Source organism: Poseidonocella sp. HB161398, from assembly GCF_005870025.1.
GTDB lineage: Bacteria > Pseudomonadota > Alphaproteobacteria > Rhodobacterales > Rhodobacteraceae > Mangrovicoccus.
Map to the genome: position 1 here is coordinate 12,216 of NZ_VATA01000007.1, position 18,462 is coordinate 30,677.

At 71.3% G+C, this 18,462-nt stretch carries 17 protein-coding genes and 1 riboswitch; of the genes, 5 read left to right on the top strand and 12 right to left on the bottom strand.

Going from position 1 to position 18,462, the window contains the following annotated elements:
• Nucleotides 1–99: 99 nt before the first annotated feature.
• The 4 genes from FGX59_RS07630 to FGX59_RS07645 all read left to right on the top strand — a co-directional run bounded on the left by FGX59_RS07630 (nt 100) and on the right by FGX59_RS07645 (nt 5,994).
• Nucleotides 100–729, top strand: a complete 630-nt coding sequence (locus FGX59_RS07630; protein ID WP_138465940.1) for a GntR family transcriptional regulator — start codon at nt 100–102, stop codon at nt 727–729.
• A gap of 21 nt (nt 730–750) precedes the next feature.
• Nucleotides 751–1,575, top strand: a complete 825-nt coding sequence (locus FGX59_RS07635; RefSeq protein ID WP_138465941.1) for a sulfite exporter TauE/SafE family protein — start codon at nt 751–753, stop codon at nt 1,573–1,575.
• Between the two features lie 163 nt (nt 1,576–1,738).
• Complete coding sequence (locus FGX59_RS07640; protein ID WP_138465942.1) at nt 1,739–5,098, top strand: ATP-binding protein; 3,360 nt, start codon at nt 1,739–1,741, stop codon at nt 5,096–5,098.
• Nucleotides 5,095–5,994: a DNA-binding response regulator gene (locus tag FGX59_RS07645; RefSeq protein WP_138465943.1), complete on the top strand. Its 900-nt coding sequence runs from the start codon at nt 5,095–5,097 to the stop codon at nt 5,992–5,994. Before FGX59_RS07640 ends, FGX59_RS07645 begins: the two co-directional genes overlap by 4 nt.
• 21 nt (nt 5,995–6,015) lie before the next feature.
• On the opposite strand, the gene urtE is transcribed toward FGX59_RS07645, so the two are convergent.
• The 12 genes from urtE to FGX59_RS07705 all read right to left on the bottom strand — a co-directional run bounded on the left by urtE (nt 6,016) and on the right by FGX59_RS07705 (nt 16,840).
• A complete protein-coding gene (gene urtE / locus FGX59_RS07650; protein ID WP_138465944.1) occupies nt 6,016–6,735 on the bottom strand; it encodes an urea ABC transporter ATP-binding subunit UrtE in 720 nt (239 codons plus the stop codon).
• Between the two features lie 4 nt (nt 6,736–6,739).
• Nucleotides 6,740–7,510, bottom strand: coding sequence for an urea ABC transporter ATP-binding protein UrtD (urtD, locus tag FGX59_RS07655; protein WP_206078307.1), 771 nt, complete (start codon nt 7,508–7,510; stop codon nt 6,740–6,742).
• Nucleotides 7,507–8,577: an urea ABC transporter permease subunit UrtC gene (gene urtC, locus FGX59_RS07660; RefSeq protein WP_138465945.1), complete on the bottom strand. Its 1,071-nt coding sequence runs from the start codon at nt 8,575–8,577 to the stop codon at nt 7,507–7,509. Before urtC ends, urtD begins: the two co-directional genes overlap by 4 nt.
• Before the next feature lie 3 nt (nt 8,578–8,580).
• The gene (gene urtB, locus FGX59_RS07665; protein ID WP_138465946.1) at nt 8,581–9,474 is read right to left on the bottom strand and encodes an urea ABC transporter permease subunit UrtB; all 894 of its coding nucleotides are present in this window, start codon (nt 9,472–9,474) and stop codon (nt 8,581–8,583) included.
• Nucleotides 9,475–9,534: 60 nt separating this feature from the next.
• Nucleotides 9,535–10,731, bottom strand: a complete 1,197-nt coding sequence (gene urtA, locus FGX59_RS07670; RefSeq protein WP_138465947.1) for an urea ABC transporter substrate-binding protein — start codon at nt 10,729–10,731, stop codon at nt 9,535–9,537.
• A 138-nt stretch (nt 10,732–10,869) separates the two neighbouring features.
• On the bottom strand, nt 10,870–11,826 hold the full coding sequence (locus tag FGX59_RS07675) for a HesA/MoeB/ThiF family protein (RefSeq protein ID WP_138465948.1): 957 nt from the start codon (nt 11,824–11,826) through the stop codon (nt 10,870–10,872).
• Complete coding sequence (locus FGX59_RS07680) at nt 11,823–12,431, bottom strand: thiamine phosphate synthase (RefSeq protein WP_138465949.1); 609 nt, start codon at nt 12,429–12,431, stop codon at nt 11,823–11,825. Before FGX59_RS07680 ends, FGX59_RS07675 begins: the two co-directional genes overlap by 4 nt.
• Nucleotides 12,431–13,189 carry a thiazole synthase gene (locus FGX59_RS07685; RefSeq protein WP_138465950.1) on the bottom strand — a complete coding sequence of 253 codons (759 nt, stop codon included), beginning with the start codon at nt 13,187–13,189 and terminating at the stop codon, nt 12,431–12,433. Before FGX59_RS07685 ends, FGX59_RS07680 begins: the two co-directional genes overlap by 1 nt.
• 1 nt (nt 13,190) lies before the next feature.
• Nucleotides 13,191–13,388: a sulfur carrier protein ThiS gene (gene thiS / locus FGX59_RS07690; RefSeq protein WP_138465951.1), complete on the bottom strand. Its 198-nt coding sequence runs from the start codon at nt 13,386–13,388 to the stop codon at nt 13,191–13,193.
• Nucleotides 13,378–14,334, bottom strand: coding sequence for an FAD-dependent oxidoreductase (locus FGX59_RS07695; protein ID WP_138465952.1), 957 nt, complete (start codon nt 14,332–14,334; stop codon nt 13,378–13,380). The genes thiS and FGX59_RS07695 overlap by 11 nt, the downstream gene beginning before the upstream one ends.
• Nucleotides 14,335–14,445: 111 nt before the next feature.
• A riboswitch (TPP riboswitch) is annotated at nt 14,446–14,566 on the bottom strand.
• A gap of 27 nt (nt 14,567–14,593) precedes the next feature.
• Entirely contained in the window at nt 14,594–15,268 is a 675-nt protein-coding gene (locus FGX59_RS07700; protein ID WP_138465953.1) for a phosphoribosyltransferase, read from the bottom strand.
• Between the two features lie 3 nt (nt 15,269–15,271).
• Nucleotides 15,272–16,840 (bottom strand): gamma-glutamyltransferase family protein, encoded by a 1,569-nt coding sequence (locus FGX59_RS07705; protein ID WP_138465954.1) that lies wholly within the window; start codon nt 16,838–16,840, stop codon nt 15,272–15,274.
• Between the two features lie 350 nt (nt 16,841–17,190).
• Between FGX59_RS07705 and FGX59_RS07710 the strand changes: the two genes are divergently transcribed.
• Entirely contained in the window at nt 17,191–18,393 is a 1,203-nt protein-coding gene (locus FGX59_RS07710; protein ID WP_138465955.1) for an amino acid ABC transporter substrate-binding protein, read from the top strand.
• The last annotated feature ends 69 nt before the right edge of the window (nt 18,394–18,462 follow it).

An 18,462-nucleotide genomic window follows, 5' to 3' on the forward strand; every position in this document is an offset into this window, starting at 1 on the left:
CTGCCGGGCGCCGCGGCGGATCCCGTGGCGCCATTGAAAAAGAGTGTACATGTGATGTCAACCTGTATACATATGCCGCGAAGCAGAGGAGAGCCCGCGATGACCGCCGGATCGGCCGAGAGGATCCATGCCGCGCTGATCGCGCGGATCTCGGAGGGGCGCCTGCAGCCCGGCGCCGCGCTCGCCGAGACCGCGCTGGCCGAGGAATTCGGCGTGTCCCGCACCCCGGTGCGCGAGGCGCTGCAGCGGCTGGCGCGCGACGGGCTGGCCGAGCGCGGCCCGCGCCGCGCCTTCGCGCTGAAGACGCCCGACCCGGCGGAGATGGCCGGGCTCTTCGAGGCGGTGGGCGAGATCGAGGGCGCGATTGCCGCGCTGGCGGCCAGGCGGATGACCGAGATCGAGCGGGCCGCGCTGGCGGGGCTTCTGGAGGAGGAGCGCGAGGCCGATCCCGCCGCCTATTCCGCGCTGAACCTGCGGGTCCATGCCGCGATCCGCGCCGGCGCCCGCAGCCCCGTCCTGGCGCGCACGCTCGAGGCGCTCGAGCTGCAGACCCTGCCCTGGCGGGCGATGAACTTCGCCCGCGATGCCGGGCGGCAGGCCCGCTCGCGCAGCGAGCACCGGGCGATCGCCGCGGCGATCCGCGCGGGCGACCCCGATGCCGCGCGACTGGCGATGCAGGCCCATGTCGCCGGCGCCTTCCTGGCCGCCACGCGGCCCCTTTCCGAGTAACTGACCGAACGGATGTCCGTCATGACCGATCCCTCCCTGCTTTTCCTGATGCTGATCCTGCTGGCCGTGATCGGCGCCTTCGCCGGCGTTCTGGCCGGGCTGCTCGGCGTCGGCGGCGGCATCGTGCTGGTGCCCGCCTTCTTCTACGCCTTCTCCACGCTGGGCTATGGCGGCCCGCAGCTGATGCAGGTCTGCCTGGCGACCTCGCTGGCGACGATCATCGTCACCTCGGTGCGCTCGCTGCTCAGCCACAACCGCAAGGGCGCGGTCGACTGGGACATCCTGAGGACCTGGGCGCCGGGCATCGTCATCGGCGCGGTCGTCGGCGTGCTGGTCGCCGCCTCGCTGCGCTCGATCGTGCTGCAGGCGATCTTCGGCTGCCTGGCGCTGGTAATCGGCCTCTACATGGGGCTCGGCAAGGCCCATTGGCGCCTGGCCGAAGAGATGCCGAAAGGCGCGCGCCGCGCCGCCTATTCGCCCGCGGTCGGCTTCCTGTCGGTGCTGATGGGGATCGGCGGCGGCAGCTTCGGCGTGCCGCTGATGAGCCTGCATGGCGTGCCGATCCACCGCGCCGTGGCCACCGCGGCGGGGTTCGGCGTGCTGATCGCGGCGCCCTCGACGGCGGGCTTCCTTCTGCTGTCGCTCGATCCCGCCGCACGTCCGCCCTACACGCTGGGCGCGGTCAACCTGCCGGCCTTCCTGATCGTCATCGCGATGACGCTGATCACCGCGCCTCTGGGCGTGAAGCTGGCGCATTCGCTCGATCCGAAGCCGCTGAAACGCGTCTTCGCCGTCTTCCTGGTGCTCGTCGCGCTCAACATGCTGCGCAAGGTCGCCTTCGGCTGACCTGCCGGCCGGTCCCGCCAGGGGGCCGGCTGCCTCAGGATGCGGCAGATGGCCCGTCCGCTGCACTTGCACCCGGCGGCCGGAGCGGCAGAATGGCCGCCTCCGGTTGCGTCCCGCGCGGCGCGGGGGGACAGTTCGCCAGACCGCACCGCAACGGGGATCCATGAGCCAGGCGCAGCAGATCGTGCCCGAGAGGCGCCGCTACAACCAGTATGTCGCCGACGAGACGCTGGAAGACTACGCGCTGCGCTTTACCGCGCGCAGCGCGCGGCTGCCTGCTGGGCGGGTGGCGCAGACCGCGCTCGGGGCCATCGCCTTTCTCGCCTGCGAGGCGATCGGCGGCGCGCTGACGCTGAGCTACGGCACGGCCAATGCGCTGGTGGCGATCGCGCTGCTGACCGTAACGGCCTTCGCCATCGGCCTGCCCATCGTCTCGGCGGCGGGGAAGGCGGGGCTCGATATCGACCTGCTGACCCGGGCGGCGGGATTCGGCTATCTCGGCTCGACCATCACCTCGCTGATCTACGCGACCTTCACCTTCGTCCTCTTCGCCATAGAGGCCAGCATCATGTCCGTGGCGCTCGAGATGGTGCTGGGCCTGCCGCTGTGGCTGGCGCATCTCATCTCCGCGCTGGTGGTGCTGCCGATCGCGGCCTTCGGCATCCGCCGGATCTCGCGGCTGCAGCTCTGGACCCAGCCGGTCTGGCTCGTGCTGCAGGTCGCGCCGCTGGCGGTGCTGGCCTTCTCCGAGGCCGGGGCCATGCCGGGCTGGCTGGATTTCTCCGGCGCGGCGGGCACGGGCGGCACGGGGGGGATCGACCCGCTGCTCGTCGGGGCGTCGCTGTCGCTCTTGATGTCTCTCCTGCCGCAGATCGGCGAGCAGGTCGACTACCTGCGCTTCATGCCCGCGAAGCGCTCGGCGGGCTGGTGGGGCTGGCTGGTGCTGGCCGGGCCGGGCTGGGTGTTCCTGGGCGCGGGCAAGCTGGTGCTGGGCTCGATGCTGGCCTGGCTGGCGCTGTCGCAGGGCGTGCCGGCCGAGCGCGCCGCGCAGCCGGCCGAGATGTTCCGCATGGCCTTCGAGGGGCTGACCGGCCATCCCGGGATCGCGCTGGCGCTGACCGGGATTTTCGTCTGCATCTGCCAGGTGAAGATCAACGTCACCAACGCCTATGCCGGCTCGATCGCCTGGTCGAACACCTTCTCGCGGCTGACCCATTCGCATCCCGGGCGGGTCGTCTGGCTGGTCTTCAACACCGGGCTGGCGCTGTTCCTGATGGAATTCGGCATCTTCCGCGCGCTGGAGAGCATCCTCGACCTCTTCGCCATCCTCGCGGTCGGCTGGCTCGGCGCCATCGCGGGCGACCTCGTGGTCTCGCGGCCGCTGGGGCTGGCGCCGAAGGAGATGGAGTTCAAGCGCGCCCATCTCTACGACATCAACCCGGTCGGCGGCGGCGCGATGCTGCTGTCGGTGCTGACGGCGGTGGCCTGCCTCGCGGGGTTCGGCGGCGAGATGGCGCGGGCCTTCTGCGTGCCGATCGGGCTGGCGACCGCCTTCGCCGCGGCGCCGCTGATCGCCTGGGCGACCGGCGGGCGGTTCTATATCGCGCGCCGCTCGGCCGTGGCGCCGGAGGCGGACGGGCTGTGCACCTGCGGGCTCTGCGAAAACCGCTTCGACCCCGAGGACATGGCGCAGTGCCCGGCCTATGCGCTGCCGATCTGCTCGCTCTGCTGCTCGCTCGAGGGGCGCTGCCATGACCGCTGCAAGACCGAGGGGCGCGCCTCGCAGCAGGCGGCGGCGGTCGCCGACTGGCTGCTGCCGCCCGGGCTCGCGCGGCGCACGCGGTCGCGGATCGCCCAGGTCGGCGGGCTGGCGCTGGTGCTGGCGCTGGTCCTTGCCGGGCTTCTCGGGGCGGTCGCCCACCAGCTCGCCCCATCGCTGCCAGAGGCCGAATTTGCCGCTGTCTCCCGCGCGCTCTGGGCGGTCTTCGCCGCGCTCGCGATCCTCTCGGGGCTGATGGCCTGGTTCCTGGTGCTCAATGCCGAGGGCCGCCGCGCCGTGGAGGAAGAGTTCGAGCGCCAGGCGGGCGAGCTCTTCGACGAGAATGCCCGCCGCCGGGCCTCCGACGAGGCGGCGCAGAAGGCGCGCGAGGCGGCGGAGGCGGCTAATTTCGCCAAGTCGCGCTTCCTCACCGGGCTCAGCCACGAGCTGCGCTCGCCGCTCAACTCGATCTTCGGCTATGCCCAGCTGATGGAGCGCGCGCCCGAGACCCAGAAGACTGCCACCGCCGTGATCCGCCGCAGCGCCGAGCACCTGACCGACCTGATCGAGGGGCTGCAGGACATCTCGCGCGTCGAAAGCGGCACGCTGGTGCTGTCGCGCGACCGGATCGCGCTGCGCGACCTGCTGGAGCAGCTGGCCGGCATGTTCCGCCTGCAGGCGGAGGCCAAGGGGATCGGCTTCTCCTACGAGCCCCGGGGCCGGCTGCCGCGCCATGTCATGGCCGACCGCAAGCGGCTGCGCCAGGTGCTGATCAACCTCCTCGCCAATGCGGTGAAGTTCACCGAGACCGGCGAGGCGGGGATGCGCGCCTCCTATCGCGGCTCGACGCTGGAGATCGAAGTCTTCGACACCGGCATCGGCATCCCGGAGGCGGATCTGGAGCGGATCTTCCAGCCCTTCGACCGCGGCAGCTCGGCCGCCGCGCAGGCGATCCCGGGGACCGGGCTGGGCCTGACCATCACCAAGCTGCTGAGCGAGATCATGGGCGGCACGCTCTCGGTGGAGAGCCGCCCCGGCGCGGGCACGCGGATCACGCTGCGGCTGATGATGTTCGAGGCGGCGGGCCCGGCCGCCGAGGAGACCGCGCCGATCCTGGGCTATGCCGGTCCGCGCCGCCGGGTGCTGCTGGTCGATGACACGGCCGAGCATCTGGAGCTGGCGCGGCGGCTGCTGGCGCCCCTGGGCTTCGCGGTCTCGACCGCGCGCTCGGGCAGCGAGGCGCTGCGGATCGCGCCGGCGCTGGCCCCCGATCTGGCGGTGCTCGACGTGTCGATGCCGGGCATGACCGGCTGGGAGCTTGCGGCGAAGCTGCGCGCGCTGTTTCCGGGGCTGCGGATCCTGATGGTCTCGGCCAATGCCCAGGATGCCGAGGCCGGGGCGCGGCGCGAGGCCGGGGCGGATCACGACGCCTTCCTGGCGAAGCCCTTCGAGGCCGACGCGCTTTTCGAGGCGGCGGGCGGGCTTCTGGACCTTGCCTGGATCCGCGGCGACGCGCCGGAGCCGCCGGCCGTGCCGCCGCCTGCGGCACCTGCGCCGGCCCGGCCCGCCGCCGCCCCAGCGGGCCCGGCGCTTGCCGCCTTGCGCGATGCGGCCGGGATCGGCCACCGGCGCGGCGTGACCGAGGCGCTCGACCGGCTGGAGGCGGAGGGAACCGCGCCGGGACAGCTGGCGCGCTGGCGGGCGCTTGCCGCGCGCTTCGACCTGCCCGCCATTGCCGCCGATCTGCAGGAGATGCCGGAATGACCGCGCTTGGCGACACCGTCCTGATCGTCGACGACCAGCCCGAGACGCTGGAGCTGCTGACCGACACGCTGGAGCGCGAGGGGATGACGGCGCTGGTCTCGATCCGCGGCCAGGCGGCGCTGGAGCTGCTGGCGAAGGTCGAGCCGCATGTCATCCTGATGGACGCGATCATGCCCGGGCTCGACGGGTTCGAGACCACGCGGGCGATCAAGCAGATGCCGGGGCGCGAACATATCCCGGTGATCTTCATGACCGGGCTGACCGAGACCGAGCATGTGGTGAAGGGGCTGGCGGCGGGGGGCGTCGACTACGTGACGAAGCCCGTCGTGCTGGAGGAGATGATCGCCCGCATCCGTGTCCACCTGACCAATGCTCGGCTGGCGCAGGGCGCGCGGGCGGCGCTGGATGCGGCCGGGCGCAGCCTCATGGCGCTCGACGGCGAGGGGCGGCTCCTGTGGTCGACGCCGCGGGCCGAGGAGATCCTCGCCGATCTCTTCGAGAACGGGCGGCTGGTGCTCAGCGACGCGCTGGCGGGCCAGCTGCTGTCAATGCGGGGCGCGGCGGACAGCCGGTCGCGGCTGACCGTGGGCGAGCGGCTGCTGGAATTCCAGTACCTGGCGCCGGTGCGGCCGGGCGAGGCGCTCTACCGGGTGACGGAGTCGCGCCCCGGCGCGCGGGAGGCGGCGCTGCGCGACCGGTTCGGGCTGACCGCGCGCGAGGCGGAGGTGCTATTGTGGCTGGCGGCGGGCAAGTCGAACCAGGACATCGCCGCGATCCTCGGCAATTCCGCCGCCACGGTGAAGAAGCACCTTCTTCAGATCTACGCCAAGCTCGGGGTGGAGAACCGGGCGACGGCGGCGGCGATGGCGGTGCAGCTGCTGGCCGAGCTGGGCTGAGCCCGGCCCGGCCCGCGCGGGTCAGACATTGACCAGATGCGCCACCTCGTCGGCGCTTTCCTCGGCGGTGCGGCCGCGGCGGACGGTGCGGCCGCGCATCAGCACGCAGTACTCGTCGGCGAAGGACCAGGCGAAGTCGAGATACTGCTCGACGATGACGATCGTCACCCCCAGCTCGGTCCGGACCCGGCGCAGCGCGTCCTCGATCTGCTGGACCACGTTGGGCTGGATGCCCTCGGTCGGCTCGTCGAGAAGCAGAAGCTTCGGCTGCCCCGCCAGCGCCCGGCCGATGGCCAGCTGCTGCTGCTCGCCGCCCGAGAGCACGCCGGCCTTGCGGTGGCGGATCTGGTCGAGCTTGGGGAAGAGGTCGAAGATATGGCCCGGGATGCCCTTGAGGATCTTCCCCTTGCCGCGCCCGGCCAGCGCCGAGAGCCCGCTGGAGAGGTTCTCCTCCACCGTCAGGTGCGGGAAGACATGGCGGCCCTGCGGGACATAGCCGATCCCGCCGCGGGAACGTTCATGCGAGGCCTGGCGCGTCACGTCCTCGCCATCGAGCCGGATCGCCCCGGCCGTGGCCTTCTGCACCCCCATGATGGTCTTCAGGAGCGTCGTCTTGCCGACCCCGTTGCGGCCGATCAGTGCCAGCGCGCCGCCTTTCTCCACGTCGAGATCGATGTCCCACAGCACCTGGCTCTGGCCGTAATGGGCGGCGACGCCCTGCATGTTGAGAAGCGAGTCCATGGGGTTACTCCTTTGCCCGGCCCAGATAGACGGCGGCGACTTCGGGATCGGCGCGGACCTCGTCCACGCTGCCCTGCTTCAGGAAGCGGCCCTGGTGCAGCACCGTGACCGTGCCGCCGAGCTCTTCGACGAAGGTCATGTCATGGTCGATCACCAGCACCGCATGCCGGCCCAGAAGCGAGTGGATCAGCTTGGCGGTCTTCGAGGTCTCGTTCGGCCCCATCCCGGCGGTCGGCTCGTCGAGCAGCAGCAGATCCGCGTCGGTGGCCACGACCATGCCGATTTCCAGCCACTGCTTCTCGCCATGGGCGAGATCGGCGGCCAGGGTCTCCGCCCGGTCGGCCAGGCCCACGGTCTGGAGGATCTCCTCGACCCGGCGGGTCTCTTCCGCGGCGCGGTGGTGGCTGAAGGTGGTCCACCAGCGCCGGTCCTTCGCGGCGGCGACGGCGAGGTTGTCGCGCACCGACAGGCTCGGCAGGACGCCGGGGGTCTGGAACTTGCGGCAGATGCCGCGCCGGACGATCTCGTGCTCGGGCAGGTTGGTGATCTCGTCGCCCTTGAAGCGGACCGAGCCCGCGGCCGACTGCACCCGGCCGATCACCGTGTCGCAGAAGGTCGACTTGCCCGCGCCGTTCGGGCCGATCAGGATGCGCAGCTCGCCGGGCTGGAGGCTGAGCGAGAAGCCGTCGATCGCCTTGAACCCGTCGAAATCCACCGTGATGTCCGTCACTTCCAGAAGCGGCGCCGGGGCGGAGATGGCAGTGTGCATGGTCATTTCGCTTCCTCCAGCATCGCGGCGCGGGGGGCGTCCGCGCGGTTGCGGCGGCGCTTCATCAGGTCGTCGACAAGCCCGGCCAGGCCGTTCGGCAGGAAGGTGACGACGAGGATGAAGACGAGGCCGAGCACGTAGAGCCAGGCTTCGGGCATCGCCGATGAGACGATGTCCTTGGCGAAGTTGACGATCAGCGCGCCGGCCACGGCGCCCCAGAGGCTGTTCCTGCCGCCGACCGCGACCCAGACGATCATCTCGATCGAGGGGACGACGCCGACGAAGGCCGGAGAGACGACGCCGGCATGCAGCGTGAAGAGCGCGCCGCCGATCGAGGCGAAGACCGCCGAGAGGGCGAAGGCCGCGACCTTGTAGGGGGTGGTGTCGTAGCCGAGGAAGCGGACGCGGTTCTCGCCGTCGCGGGTGGCGCGCAGGAGCGTGCCGAAGCGCGAGCCGATCAGCCATTTCGTGCCCGCGAAGACCGCCGCCAGCAGGCCCAGTGTCACCCAGTAGAGCGTGCGGTTGGCGCTTTCTGTGCCGAGCTCCATGCCGAAGAGCGTGGTGAAGCCGGTCAGCCCGTTATAGCCGCCGGTGGTGCTCTGCTGGCTGGTGAGCAGCGTCGCGAAGGTCAGCGCCACCGCCTGGGTGATCAGCGCGAAATAGACGCCAGCGATGCGGCGGCGGAAGACGAGCCAGGCGAAGAGCCCGGCGAAGAGCGCCGGCAGCAGCACGACGGCAAGGAGCGCCAGCAGCGGCGAGCGGAAGGGCACCCACCACCAGGGCAGGGACATCACGCCCGACCATTCCATGAAATCCGGCAGGTAGCCCGGATCGAGCGAGGCGAGCTTCAGGTACATGGCGATGGAATAGCCGCCGAGGCCGAAGAACACGCCCTGGCCCAGGGTCAGGATGCCGCCCTCGCCCCAGATCAGCACGATGCCGATGGCGAGGATGGCCATGGCGAGGAAGCGGCCGAGCAGGTTGAGGTCGTAGGAGGAGACGAGGCTGGGCGCCAGCACCGCGAGCCCGATGAGCGGGATCCAGGCGTGGCGGAGGATCGGATGACCGGACATGGATCAGCCCTCCAGGGCACGGGAACGGGTTGCGACGACGCCCTGCGGCCGGAACTGCAGGAAGATGATGACGAAGAGCAGCATCAGGACCTGGCTCATCGAGACGTCCAGGAAGATCTGCGACAGCGCGGAGACGAGGCCGAGGATCACCGCCGCGATGGTGGTGCCGACCATCGAGCCGAGCCCGCCCATGACCACGACGAGGAAGGCCGGGACGATGTAGCTCTGCCCGACCGAGGGGGTCACGGGGCCGAGCAGCGACAGCACCACGCCCGCGAGCCCCGCGATGCCGGTGCCGAGGCAGAAGACCGCGAGATCGACGCGGCGGGTGTTGATGCCCGAGGCCGCGGCCATCATCCGGTCCTGGTTGACGGCGCGGACCAGGAGGCCCAGCCGGGTGCGTGCGATCAGCAGGCCCAGCCCGGCCAGCACGACGACCGCGACCGCGAGGATGAAGATCCGCGTCGAGGGGAAGTAGAGCCCGCCCAGCGACAGGCCGGTGTTCAGCCAGTCGGGCGCGGTCACGCCGACGCCGATCGGCCCGAAGGCGGAGCGCGCCGCCTGCTGCAGGATCAGGCTGACCCCCCAGGTGGCCAGCAGCGTGTCGAGCGGCCGCGAGGAGAGCCTGCGGATCACCGTCAGCTCGAGCAGCCCGCCGACCAGCGCCGCGCCGAGGAAGGCGACCGGCATGGCGACGAGGATGGCCGCAGGGCCCGGGACGATCAGGTAGGTGAGATAGGCCAGGTAGCCGCCCAGCATCAGCATCTCGCCATGGGCCATGTTGATGACCCGCATCAGCCCGAAGCTGAGCGCCAGGCCGAGGGCCGCGAGGACGAAGAGCGAGGCGACGGAGAAGCCGTTGAAGACCTGGCCCGCGAAGAGGGTCGCATCGAGCATGTCGAGTTCCTTTCGGGTGGGAAAATGGCCGCCCCCGGGGATCGGGGGCGGCCGCCAGGGTCAGTTGGTTGCAACGCCGCAGGTCTTGCCCGGGAAGGTCAGGGCGTCATACGGCTCCGGTTCGATCATCGCGTCCGAGGACCAGATGATGTCGAACTGGCCCTGGCTGTCCAGCTGGCCCACATAGGCGGTCTGGCGCAGCGACTGGTTCGGCGCGAAGGAGACGGTGCCCATCGGCGTGTCGATGTCGAGCCCGACAGCCGCGGCGCGCACCGCGTCGGTGTCGAAGCTGCCTGCGGCCTCGACGGCGGCCTTCCAGGCATAGACGTTCAGGTAGCCGTGCAGCATCGGGTCGGTGACGGCGGCGTCCTCGCCGTAGAGCGCGCGGTAGGCCTGGACGAAGTCGGCATTCGCGTCGGAGGGCAGGGTCTCGAAGTAGTTCCAGGTGGCGTAGGAGCCCTCGACCAGCGAGGTGCCCATGGCGCGGGCCTCCTGCTCGGCGATGGAGAAGCTCATCACCGGCACGCTGTCGGGGCCCATGCCCGAGGCGGCCATCTGCTTGAAGAAGGACACGTTCGAGTCGCCGTTGAGCGTGTTGAAGATGATGTCGGGCTTCGCCGCGCGGATCTTGGCGATCACGGCGGAGAAGTCGGTGCCGCCGAGGGGCACGTACTGCTCGCCCGCCAGGTCCAGCCCGTCCTCGGCGAGGTGCTTCTTGACGATCAGGTTCGCGGTGCGCGGGAAGACGTAGTCGGAACCCACCAGGAAGTAGCTCTTCTTGCCCTCCGCCTTGGCCCATTCATAGGCGGGCAGGATCTGCTGGTTCGGCTGGGCGCCGGAATACATGATGTTGGCGGAGCATTCGTTGCCCTCGAACTGCACCGGGTACCACAGCAGGCTGTCCGCGCGCTCGAAGACCGGCAGCATCGCCTTGCGCGAGGCCGAGGTCCAGCCGCCGAAGACGGTGGCGACATCGTCGTTCTGGATCAGCTTCGACGCCTTCTGGGCGAAGATCGCCGGGTCCGAGGCGCCGTCCTCGATCACCGCCTCGATCTGGTGGCCCATCACGCCGCCGGCCGCGTTGATCTCGTCGATGGCCATGGTCTCGGCGTTCTTCACCGTGACTTCGCTGATGGCCATGGTGCCCGAGAGCGATTGCAGCACGCCGACGGCGACAGTGTCGGCGGCATGGGCGGCGCTGACGGCAAAGGCGATGGTTGCGGCGCCTGCGAGCGCGCCGGTTGCGGAAGTCCTCATCCTGGGTCCCTTTCTTCCCTGTCGGTAGAAGCGGCGCCGGGGTCCTGCCTGGCGCGATGAGAGGGAGGTTAGGGGGATGCTGCAGTGCAGGATATGCACCGAAGGGGGTATGCCGGGGCGGCGGCCGCCCCGGCGCGCTCAGCCGAGGATCGCGGCCGGGACCTCGCTGCGGGCCCCGAAGGCGCGGGCGGCGCGCCAGGCACGCAGGCCGGTGGCGCAGGCGAAGACCACGCGCTGTCCGGGCGCCGGGGTGATCCCGTCGATTTCGCCCGGCAGGCAGCGCCGCGCGCCGGGCACCGGCAGGACGGGCGCCTCGGCGGCATCGCGCAGCTCGATCACCAGATCCCCGGGGCCGAGATCGGCGGGCGCCAGGATCGCCGGGCCGGGCGCCTCGGGCTCCGGCGCGCCGTCGAAGCGGAAGCCCGAGACCTGCCAGCTCTGCAGGTCCATCGTCATCAGCTGGCCGAGCGGCGAGGGCGCGTGGCCGAGGAGCAGCGACAGCGCCATCTGCGCCTGGATCGCCGCGAGCGCCGCCACGGCGGGGCCCATCACCCCGGTCTCGGCGCAGCTGCCCGCCCGCGGCGGCAGGTCGGGAAAGACCGCGCGGTAGCTCGGCGCGCCGCCGCAGAACCCCCCGGCATAGCCGCGCCAGCCGGTGACCGAGGCCGAGACCAGGGGCAGGCCGCGGCGGTGGCAGAGATCGGACAGCGCATAGGTCACCGCGAAGCTGTCGGCGGCATCGACGACCAGATCCGCCGCCTCCAGCTCGTCGCGCGCCAGCGCCGGGTCGAGCCGCGCCGCCAGCGCCGAGGCGGTGCAGCCCGGGTTGAGCGCGGCAAGGCTCTCGGCCGCGGCCTCGGCCTTCGGCCGTCCCAGATCGGCCATGCGGTAGAGCGTCTGGCGGTGCAGGTTGCTCTCCTCCACCACATCCGGGTCGATGATGCGCAGATGGCCGGCGCCGGCCCCGGCCAGAAGCGGCAGCACGGTGGAGCCGAGCCCGCCCGCGCCGATCACCAGCACCCGGGCCGCCCCGATCCGCGCCTGGCCATCCGCGCCGACGCCGGGCAGCCGGGTCTGGCGGTCGTAGCGGCTCATGCCGCCATCTCCCGCGTGGCTGCGATCCAGGCGCGGCAGCGCGCCTCGGGGTCCTCCGCCTGCTGGATGTCGGTGACGACCGCCGCGCTGTCGGCCCCGGCGGCGAAGAGCCCGGGCAGGCGCTCGACCGTCAGCCCGCCGATCCCGACCAGCGGCGTCGTCCCGGCCATCGCCTTCCAGCGGCTGACCCGGTCGAGCCCCTGCGGCCCCCATTTCATTTTCTTCAGCAGCGTCGGATAGACCGGCCCCAGCGCGACATAGGCCGGGTCCATCGCCAGCGCGCGGCCCAGCTCCGTCTCGTCATGGGTCGAGAGCCCGAAGCGGACCCCCGCCTGGCGCAGCGCGGCGAAATCGGCGCTGTCCATGTCCTCCTGGCCGAGATGGACGAAATTGCAGCCAAGCTGGATCGCCAGCCGCCAGTAGTCGTTGACGACAAGCTGCGAGCCATGGCGGGCGCAGCAGTCGCGGGCACGGGCGATCTGGTCGCGCAGCTCGGCCGAGGAACGGTCCTTGACGCGCAGCTGCACCAGCTTGACGCCCAGCGGCACCAGCCGCTCCAGCAGGGCCACGTCGCCGACAATGAGGTAGAAGGGATCGAGATGCATCAGGCCAGCTCCGCCATGCCGAAGACCGGGGTGGAGGCGGCGGCCATGTCGCGCCGCGGCATTAGCCCGGCGCGATGCGCCTCCTGCCCGGCCGCGACCGCGCCCGAGAAGGCCCGCGCCATCGCCACCGGGTCGAGCGCCTTGGCCACGGCGGTGTTCAGGAGCACCGCGTCGAAGCCCATCTCCATCGCCTGCGCCGCCTGGGAAGGCGCGCCGATCCCGGCATCGATCACCAGGGGCACGCCCGGGAAATGCGCCCGCATGGAGCGCAGCCCCTCGATATTGCGCAGCCCCTGGCCAGAGCCGATCGGCGCGCCCCAGGGCATCAGCACCTCGCAGCCGGCCTCCAGCAGCTTTTCGCCCAGGATCAGGTCCTCGGTCGTGTAGGGGAAGACCTCGAACCCCTCGGCGCAGAGGATCCGCGCCGCCTCGACCAGCGCGAAAGGGTCGGGCTGGAGCGTGTCGGCATGGCCGATCACCTCGAGCTTGATCCAGGCGGTGCCGAAGAGCTCGCGCGCCATCTGCGCGGTGGTGACGGCCTCGCGCACGCTGTGGCAGCCCGCGGTATTGGGCAGGATGCGGCAGCCCGCGTCTTTCAGGATGTCGCGGAACCCCGCGCCCTCGCGCCCCTCGCGGCGCAGCGAGACGGTGATGACCTCGGACCCCGCGACGGCGATCGCCTCCGAGAGGATCTGCGGCGACGGGTATTGCGCGGTGCCGAGGAACAGCCGGTTCTGCAGTTCGGTTCCGTAGAACATCTCAGCCCCCCTGCATCGGCGCGAGGATCTCGACCCGCGCGCCGTCTTTCAGCGCGGCCGTCCCGCGCGCCGCCCGGGGCACGAAGGCGCCGTCGAGCGCGGTCGCGACCGAGGCCGCGTCATGGCCCTGCTCCTCGAGAAGCGCCGCCAGGCTTGCCGCCCCGGTCGTGACGCTCTCTCCGTTCACTTCAATGCGCATGGATGTCCTCCTGCAGGTCGTGTGCAATCTGGTCTGCCGCCGCCTCGGCCAGGACCGGCGCCATCAGGAAGCCGTGGCGGTACATGCCGTTGACATGCAGCCGGTCCCCCTGGCGGACGAGGCGGGGCAGGTTGTCGGGAAAGGCCGGGCGCCGGCCGGCGCCGAGCTCGAGGATCCGCGCCTCGGCAAAGCCCGGATGCAGCGCATAGGCGGCCGAGAGCAGCTCCATCGCCGCGCGGGCGGTGACCGGCCCGGCATCGTCGCGCTCGACCATCGTGGCGCCGATCATGAAGCGCTGCCCGGCGCGCGGCACGATATAGCAGGGAAAGCGCGGATGCAGCAGCCGCACCGGGCGCGAGAGCGCCACGTCGGGCGCCTCGACGATCAGCATCTCGCCGCGCACCGCGCGCAGCCCGGACAGATCGGCGCCCAGCCCGCGGCAGTCGATGATCCGCCCCGAGGGCGGCCCGTCATGGATCGGGACGCCGCGGGCGGCCAGCCCGGCGCGCAGCTGCGCCAGCGCCTCGCGCGGATCGAGATGCGCCTCGGTTTCGTAGAAGAGCCCGCGGGCGAAGCGTCCCTCCAGATCGGGCTCCAGCGCGCCCGGATCGGCGGGGACATGGCCGCGGGTGGCGCGGGCGAACCGGCCGAGCTCGGCGGCATCGCGGGGCGGGGCGACGACCAGCGTGCCGCGGCGCGCGACCGGCACATGCGCGGCCCACCAGTCGACGGATTTCTGCCCGGCGGTGACGACCTCGTCTGGCGCCGCCTCGCCCTCGCAGAAGGGGGCGAGCATGCCCCCGGCAAAATGCGAAGCGGGCTGCGGCGCCTCCGCGGGGGCGATCAGTTCGGCCGCGATGCCGCGATCGGCAAGCGCCGTCGCCGTGCAGAGCCCGGCCACGCCCGCGCCCAGCACCGAGACCAGGCGATTGTCCGTGTTGCGCATCTTCCTCCGCGCTCCTCCATCGGGACCCGGAGGGGGCGGGCGCGGGACGGGGCCCATGGCGGCATGCCAATGGGCCTCCTGGCCCGAAAGGACCGCCGCGGAACTCGATGCGGGAATGCCCTCCGGTCTTCCTACGCCGGCATCAACCGGGTCAGGTTCGAAGGGTCGCGTCACCGGGGTTGCCCCCTGTCAGCCTCTCAGTCCCCGTGGCGGGACTCCCCTGACGTCGGGGGCCATCATAGGGGCTGGCGCGGGCGGGTCAATCGGCCTTCGCCTCCGCCACCGGCCAGAGCCCGTCGGCGCGGCGCTCGAGCAGGGGCGAGCGGAAGACGCCGCAGACCGGGATCTCGGGCCCGAGCGGCACGCGCCAGCGTTCGGTCTGAAGCATCGCCGCGCCGATCGCCACCGGGCGGATGCCCTCGAGCCCGAGGAGACCCAGCGCCGCCTTCATCGAGCTGCCGGTCGACAGCGCGTCGTCGATCACCGCCACGCGGCGGCCGGCCAGCAGCGGCCGCATCCGCGGATCGAGATAGAGCCGCTTGCCGCCGCCGGGGCTGGTGACGGATTTCAGCGGCACCGACAGCGCCTCGTCGTACCAGAACTTGCGCGAGGTCCCGAGCGGCAGGTAGCGCCGATGGCCGAGCTGGCGCGCCACCGCCGCGGCGAGCCCGAGCCCCAGCGTCGGCAGGCCGACCAGCAGCTCTGGCGCATGCGGCCGCAGCGCCTCCGCCAGATCCGCGGCCAGCGCCTCCTCGACGGCGAAGCTGGCCTGGTTGAGGATCAGCGAGGCCAGCGCATTCTGCGTGCCCGCCAGCTCCCGCGTCGGCAGCCAGAGGATCCGTCCCCCGGGCAGCTCGGCCGGAAACCGTGCCTCATAGGGCGGCGGCGGGGCGGGGCCGTCCTCGACGGCCTGCCAGAACGCATGCGGCTCCATCGCTCAGAGCGCCAGCGCGGCGCCGTCGGCGCGCGGGTCCGAGGCCGCCTCGCGCAGGCCCTTGGGATGCAGCACCACGGCGCCGGCATGGCCCGCGAGATCGGAGAAGCCGGGGATCATCTCCACCTGGTGGCCCGCCGCCTTCAGCGCATCGACCAGCGCCGGATCGAAGCGGTCCTCCAGCTTCAGCGTCGTGGTGTCGTCGCCCCAGGTCTTGCCAAGCAGCCAGCGCGGCGCGGTGACGGCCTGCTGCAGCCCCTGGCCGAACATGGCGTAGCGCGAGAAGACCGCCGCCTGGGTCTGCGGCTGGCCCTCGCCGCCCATCGTGCCGTAGGACAGGATCCGCCCGTCCGACAGCTCGGCCATGGCCGGGTTCAGCGTGTGGAAGGGCCGCTTGCCCGGCGCCAGCCCGTTCGGCCCGCCCGCCAGCGAGAAGGCCGCGCCGCGGTTCTGGAACACGACGCCGGTCTCGGGGCAGGTCAGGCCCGAGCCGAATTCCCAGAAGACGCTCTGGATGAAGCTGACGACCGTGCCATCGGCATCCGCCGCGCCCATCCAGATCGTGTCGCCTTCCTTCGGCTCGTAGGGCCAGGGCAGGGCGCGCGCCGGGTCGATCCGCGCCGCCATGGCGTCGAGCTCTGCCGCCGCCAGCCAGTCCTGCGCCCGGGCGCCGTCGCCGAGCTCGGCATTGCGCTTGATGAAGGCCTGCTTGGTCGCCTCGATCAGCCCGTGGAGATGGGCGAAGCCCTCGGCCCCGGTCACGCCGAGCCGGTCGAAGAGCGCCAGGATCATCAGCGAGGCGATGCCCTGGGTCGGCGGCGTCATGTTCCACAGCCGCCCCTGCGAGGTCTCGACACTGAGCGGCGCCACCTGCTCGGGACGGTAGGCGGCCAGATCCGCGGCACGCAGCGGGCTGCCCGCGGCCTCGAGGAAGGCGCCATGGGTCGCCGCGATCTCGCCGCGGTAGTAATCCTCGGTGCCGGAGCGGGCGATCTGCTCCAGCGTGGCGCCGAGCGCGGCCTGGCGCATCCGGCTGCCGCGCGCGGGGGCGGCGCCGCCGGGCATGTAGATGTCGGCAAAGCCCGGAACGTCCTGCAATCGGGGTGCCTTCTCGGCGGTGCAGTCCGCCTGGTTGCCGGTGACGGCGATGCCCTGGCGGGCCAGCTCGATCGCCGGGGCGAGGAGGCGGGAGAGCGGCATCGGCCGGTCGCAGAGCGACAGCGCCGCGCCCCAGCCGCCGACGCTGCCCGGCACGGTCAGCGCGGCGAGCGGCCCGCGGGCGGGGATCGCCGCGGCATGGCCCTGCGCGCGGTACCAGTCGGGCGTGGCGAGCCCCGCGGCCTGGCCGCCCGCGAAGATGCCGACCGGCGCCGCGCCCGGCCGCTTGACCAGCCAGAACCCGTCGCCGCCGATGCCGTTCATGTGCGGATAGGCGACCGCCACGGCCGCGGCCGCGGCCACCATCGCCTCGATCGCCGAGCCGCCTTCGGCCAGCACGCCGAGCCCCGCCTGGGTGGCCGCCTGATGCGGTGCGGTGAAGGCCCCTTTCAGCCCGAGCGCGGAATTCAGCATTGTCTCTCCTGCCATCTGCAACACCTTGCCGCGGCAGGTAATCAGTACGCGTCCGGACTGTACAGCGCGAAAGCGCCCCGGGTTTTCCGCATCCCGGAAAGCCTTGCGGTGCCCGCGGGCACATGGGCGGCGACTTTGCCGCCGGGGCCGCAGAACCGGATTCGCAGTATGCTGACGAAAACGTCAGGCGCGCCGCCCGGTGCTGAAAGATTCCTCACCCGTGCATCAAAAACCCGGCATCGCAATTTGGCCCTCCATTAAGCCGTATACTGACGATAACGTGAGCGCACGGACGCCGCCTGGAGAGACCGGAGATACCGGCACGGCGTAGCCAACGAGGAGACGCGAACATGACCCCGACCCAACGCAATACCGCAATCGCGGCCGCGCTTGCGGCGCTGACGCTCGGCAGCGCGGCTGCGGCGGAAGAGGTGCTGAAGATCGGCGCGCCGCTGGCGCTGACCGGCGGCCTGGCCGACGAGGGCCACAAGCAGGAGCTGGTCTGGAAGATGTGGACCGACAAGGTGAACGCGGCAGGCGGCATCGATGTCGGCGGCACCAAGATGAAGGTCGAGATCGTCGAATACGACTACCAGACCGACGGCAAGCGCGCGGGCCAGCTGGCCGAGAAGCTGATCAATGACGACGAGGTCGACGTGCTGATGGCGCCCTTCGGCTCGGGCCATACCAAGATCGTCGCCGCCGTCGCCGAGCGCTACCAGATCCCGCTGGTCGCCTGCGTCGCCTCCTCGACCTCGGTCTACGACCAGGGCTTCAAGTACCTCTTCGGCACGCTGGCGCCGAATTCCGGCATGACCGAGTCGATGGTCGCCGAGTTCAAGGCGAAGATGCCGGATCTGGGCACCGTGGCGATCTACGGCCGCGACGACGTCTTCCCGAAATCCATGGCGACGGCGACCTCGGAGTCGGCCAAGGCGGCCGGGCTCGACGTGGTCTATGACGAGCTCTACCCGGTCGGCGCGATCGACCATTCGGCGGCGCTCTCGACCATCAAGTCGCTGGCCCCGGACTGGATCTACATGACCGGCTACACCCAGGACCTGATCCTCGGCCGCAAGCAGATGCAGGATCTGGGCATCGAGGCGCCGATCATCACCATGGTCACGGGCCCGGCCTACAAGGAATTCACCGAAGGCCTGGGCGAGCTCGCCGACGGCGTGACCAGCTCCACCTGGTGGCACCATGCGACCGGCTATACCGACGTGGCGGGCGCCTGGTCCTCCACCGACGCGTTCTACCAGGACTTCCTGGAGGCCTCGGGCGGCGAGGATCCCGACTATGTCCACGGCTCCTGCGCCGCGGCGCTCGACGTGGTGGCGGATGCCGCGTCCCGCGCGGGCACGATCGAGCCCGTGGCGATGCGCGACGCGCTGGCGGCGACCGACATGGAGACCTTCTACGGCCCGATCAAGTTCGGCGAGAACGGCATGAACCAGGGCCGCGAGATGCCGATCATCCAGGTGCAGGGCGGGGAGATCAAGATCCTCTACCCCGAGAACATCGCCAATGCCGAGATGACCTTCCTCGAGTGATCTCGGGAACGGATGCCTGACGCGCCCCGGCCGGCTCCCCCCGGCCGGGGCTCCTGCAAGGAAAGAACC

Bases quoted from the DNA above. Each gene is read 5' to 3' on its own strand.
- urtE (WP_138465944.1), bottom strand. From the start codon at position 6,735: ATGGACTCGCTTCTCAACATGCAGGGCGTCGCCGCCCATTACGGCCAG.
- urtD (WP_206078307.1), bottom strand. From the start codon at position 7,510: ATGACCATGCACACTGCCATCTCCGCCCCGGCGCCGCTTCTGGAAGTG.
- FGX59_RS07710 (WP_138465955.1), top strand. From the start codon at position 17,191: ATGACCCCGACCCAACGCAATACCGCAATCGCGGCCGCGCTTGCGGCG.
- FGX59_RS07695 (WP_138465952.1), bottom strand. From the start codon at position 14,334: ATGCGCAACACGGACAATCGCCTGGTCTCGGTGCTGGGCGCGGGCGTG.
- urtA (WP_138465947.1), bottom strand. From the start codon at position 10,731: ATGAGGACTTCCGCAACCGGCGCGCTCGCAGGCGCCGCAACCATCGCC.
- FGX59_RS07630 (WP_138465940.1), top strand. From the start codon at position 100: ATGACCGCCGGATCGGCCGAGAGGATCCATGCCGCGCTGATCGCGCGG.
- FGX59_RS07680 (WP_138465949.1), bottom strand. From the start codon at position 12,431: ATGCATCTCGATCCCTTCTACCTCATTGTCGGCGACGTGGCCCTGCTG.
- FGX59_RS07675 (WP_138465948.1), bottom strand. From the start codon at position 11,826: ATGAGCCGCTACGACCGCCAGACCCGGCTGCCCGGCGTCGGCGCGGAT.
- FGX59_RS07705 (WP_138465954.1), bottom strand. From the start codon at position 16,840: ATGCTGAATTCCGCGCTCGGGCTGAAAGGGGCCTTCACCGCACCGCAT.
- FGX59_RS07685 (WP_138465950.1), bottom strand. From the start codon at position 13,189: ATGTTCTACGGAACCGAACTGCAGAACCGGCTGTTCCTCGGCACCGCG.
- FGX59_RS07635 (WP_138465941.1), top strand. From the start codon at position 751: ATGACCGATCCCTCCCTGCTTTTCCTGATGCTGATCCTGCTGGCCGTG.
- urtC (WP_138465945.1), bottom strand. From the start codon at position 8,577: ATGTCCGGTCATCCGATCCTCCGCCACGCCTGGATCCCGCTCATCGGG.
- FGX59_RS07700 (WP_138465953.1), bottom strand. From the start codon at position 15,268: ATGGAGCCGCATGCGTTCTGGCAGGCCGTCGAGGACGGCCCCGCCCCG.
- thiS (WP_138465951.1), bottom strand. From the start codon at position 13,388: ATGCGCATTGAAGTGAACGGAGAGAGCGTCACGACCGGGGCGGCAAGC.
- urtB (WP_138465946.1), bottom strand. From the start codon at position 9,474: ATGCTCGATGCGACCCTCTTCGCGGGCCAGGTCTTCAACGGCTTCTCC.
- FGX59_RS07640 (WP_138465942.1), top strand. From the start codon at position 1,739: ATGAGCCAGGCGCAGCAGATCGTGCCCGAGAGGCGCCGCTACAACCAG.
- FGX59_RS07645 (WP_138465943.1), top strand. From the start codon at position 5,095: ATGACCGCGCTTGGCGACACCGTCCTGATCGTCGACGACCAGCCCGAG.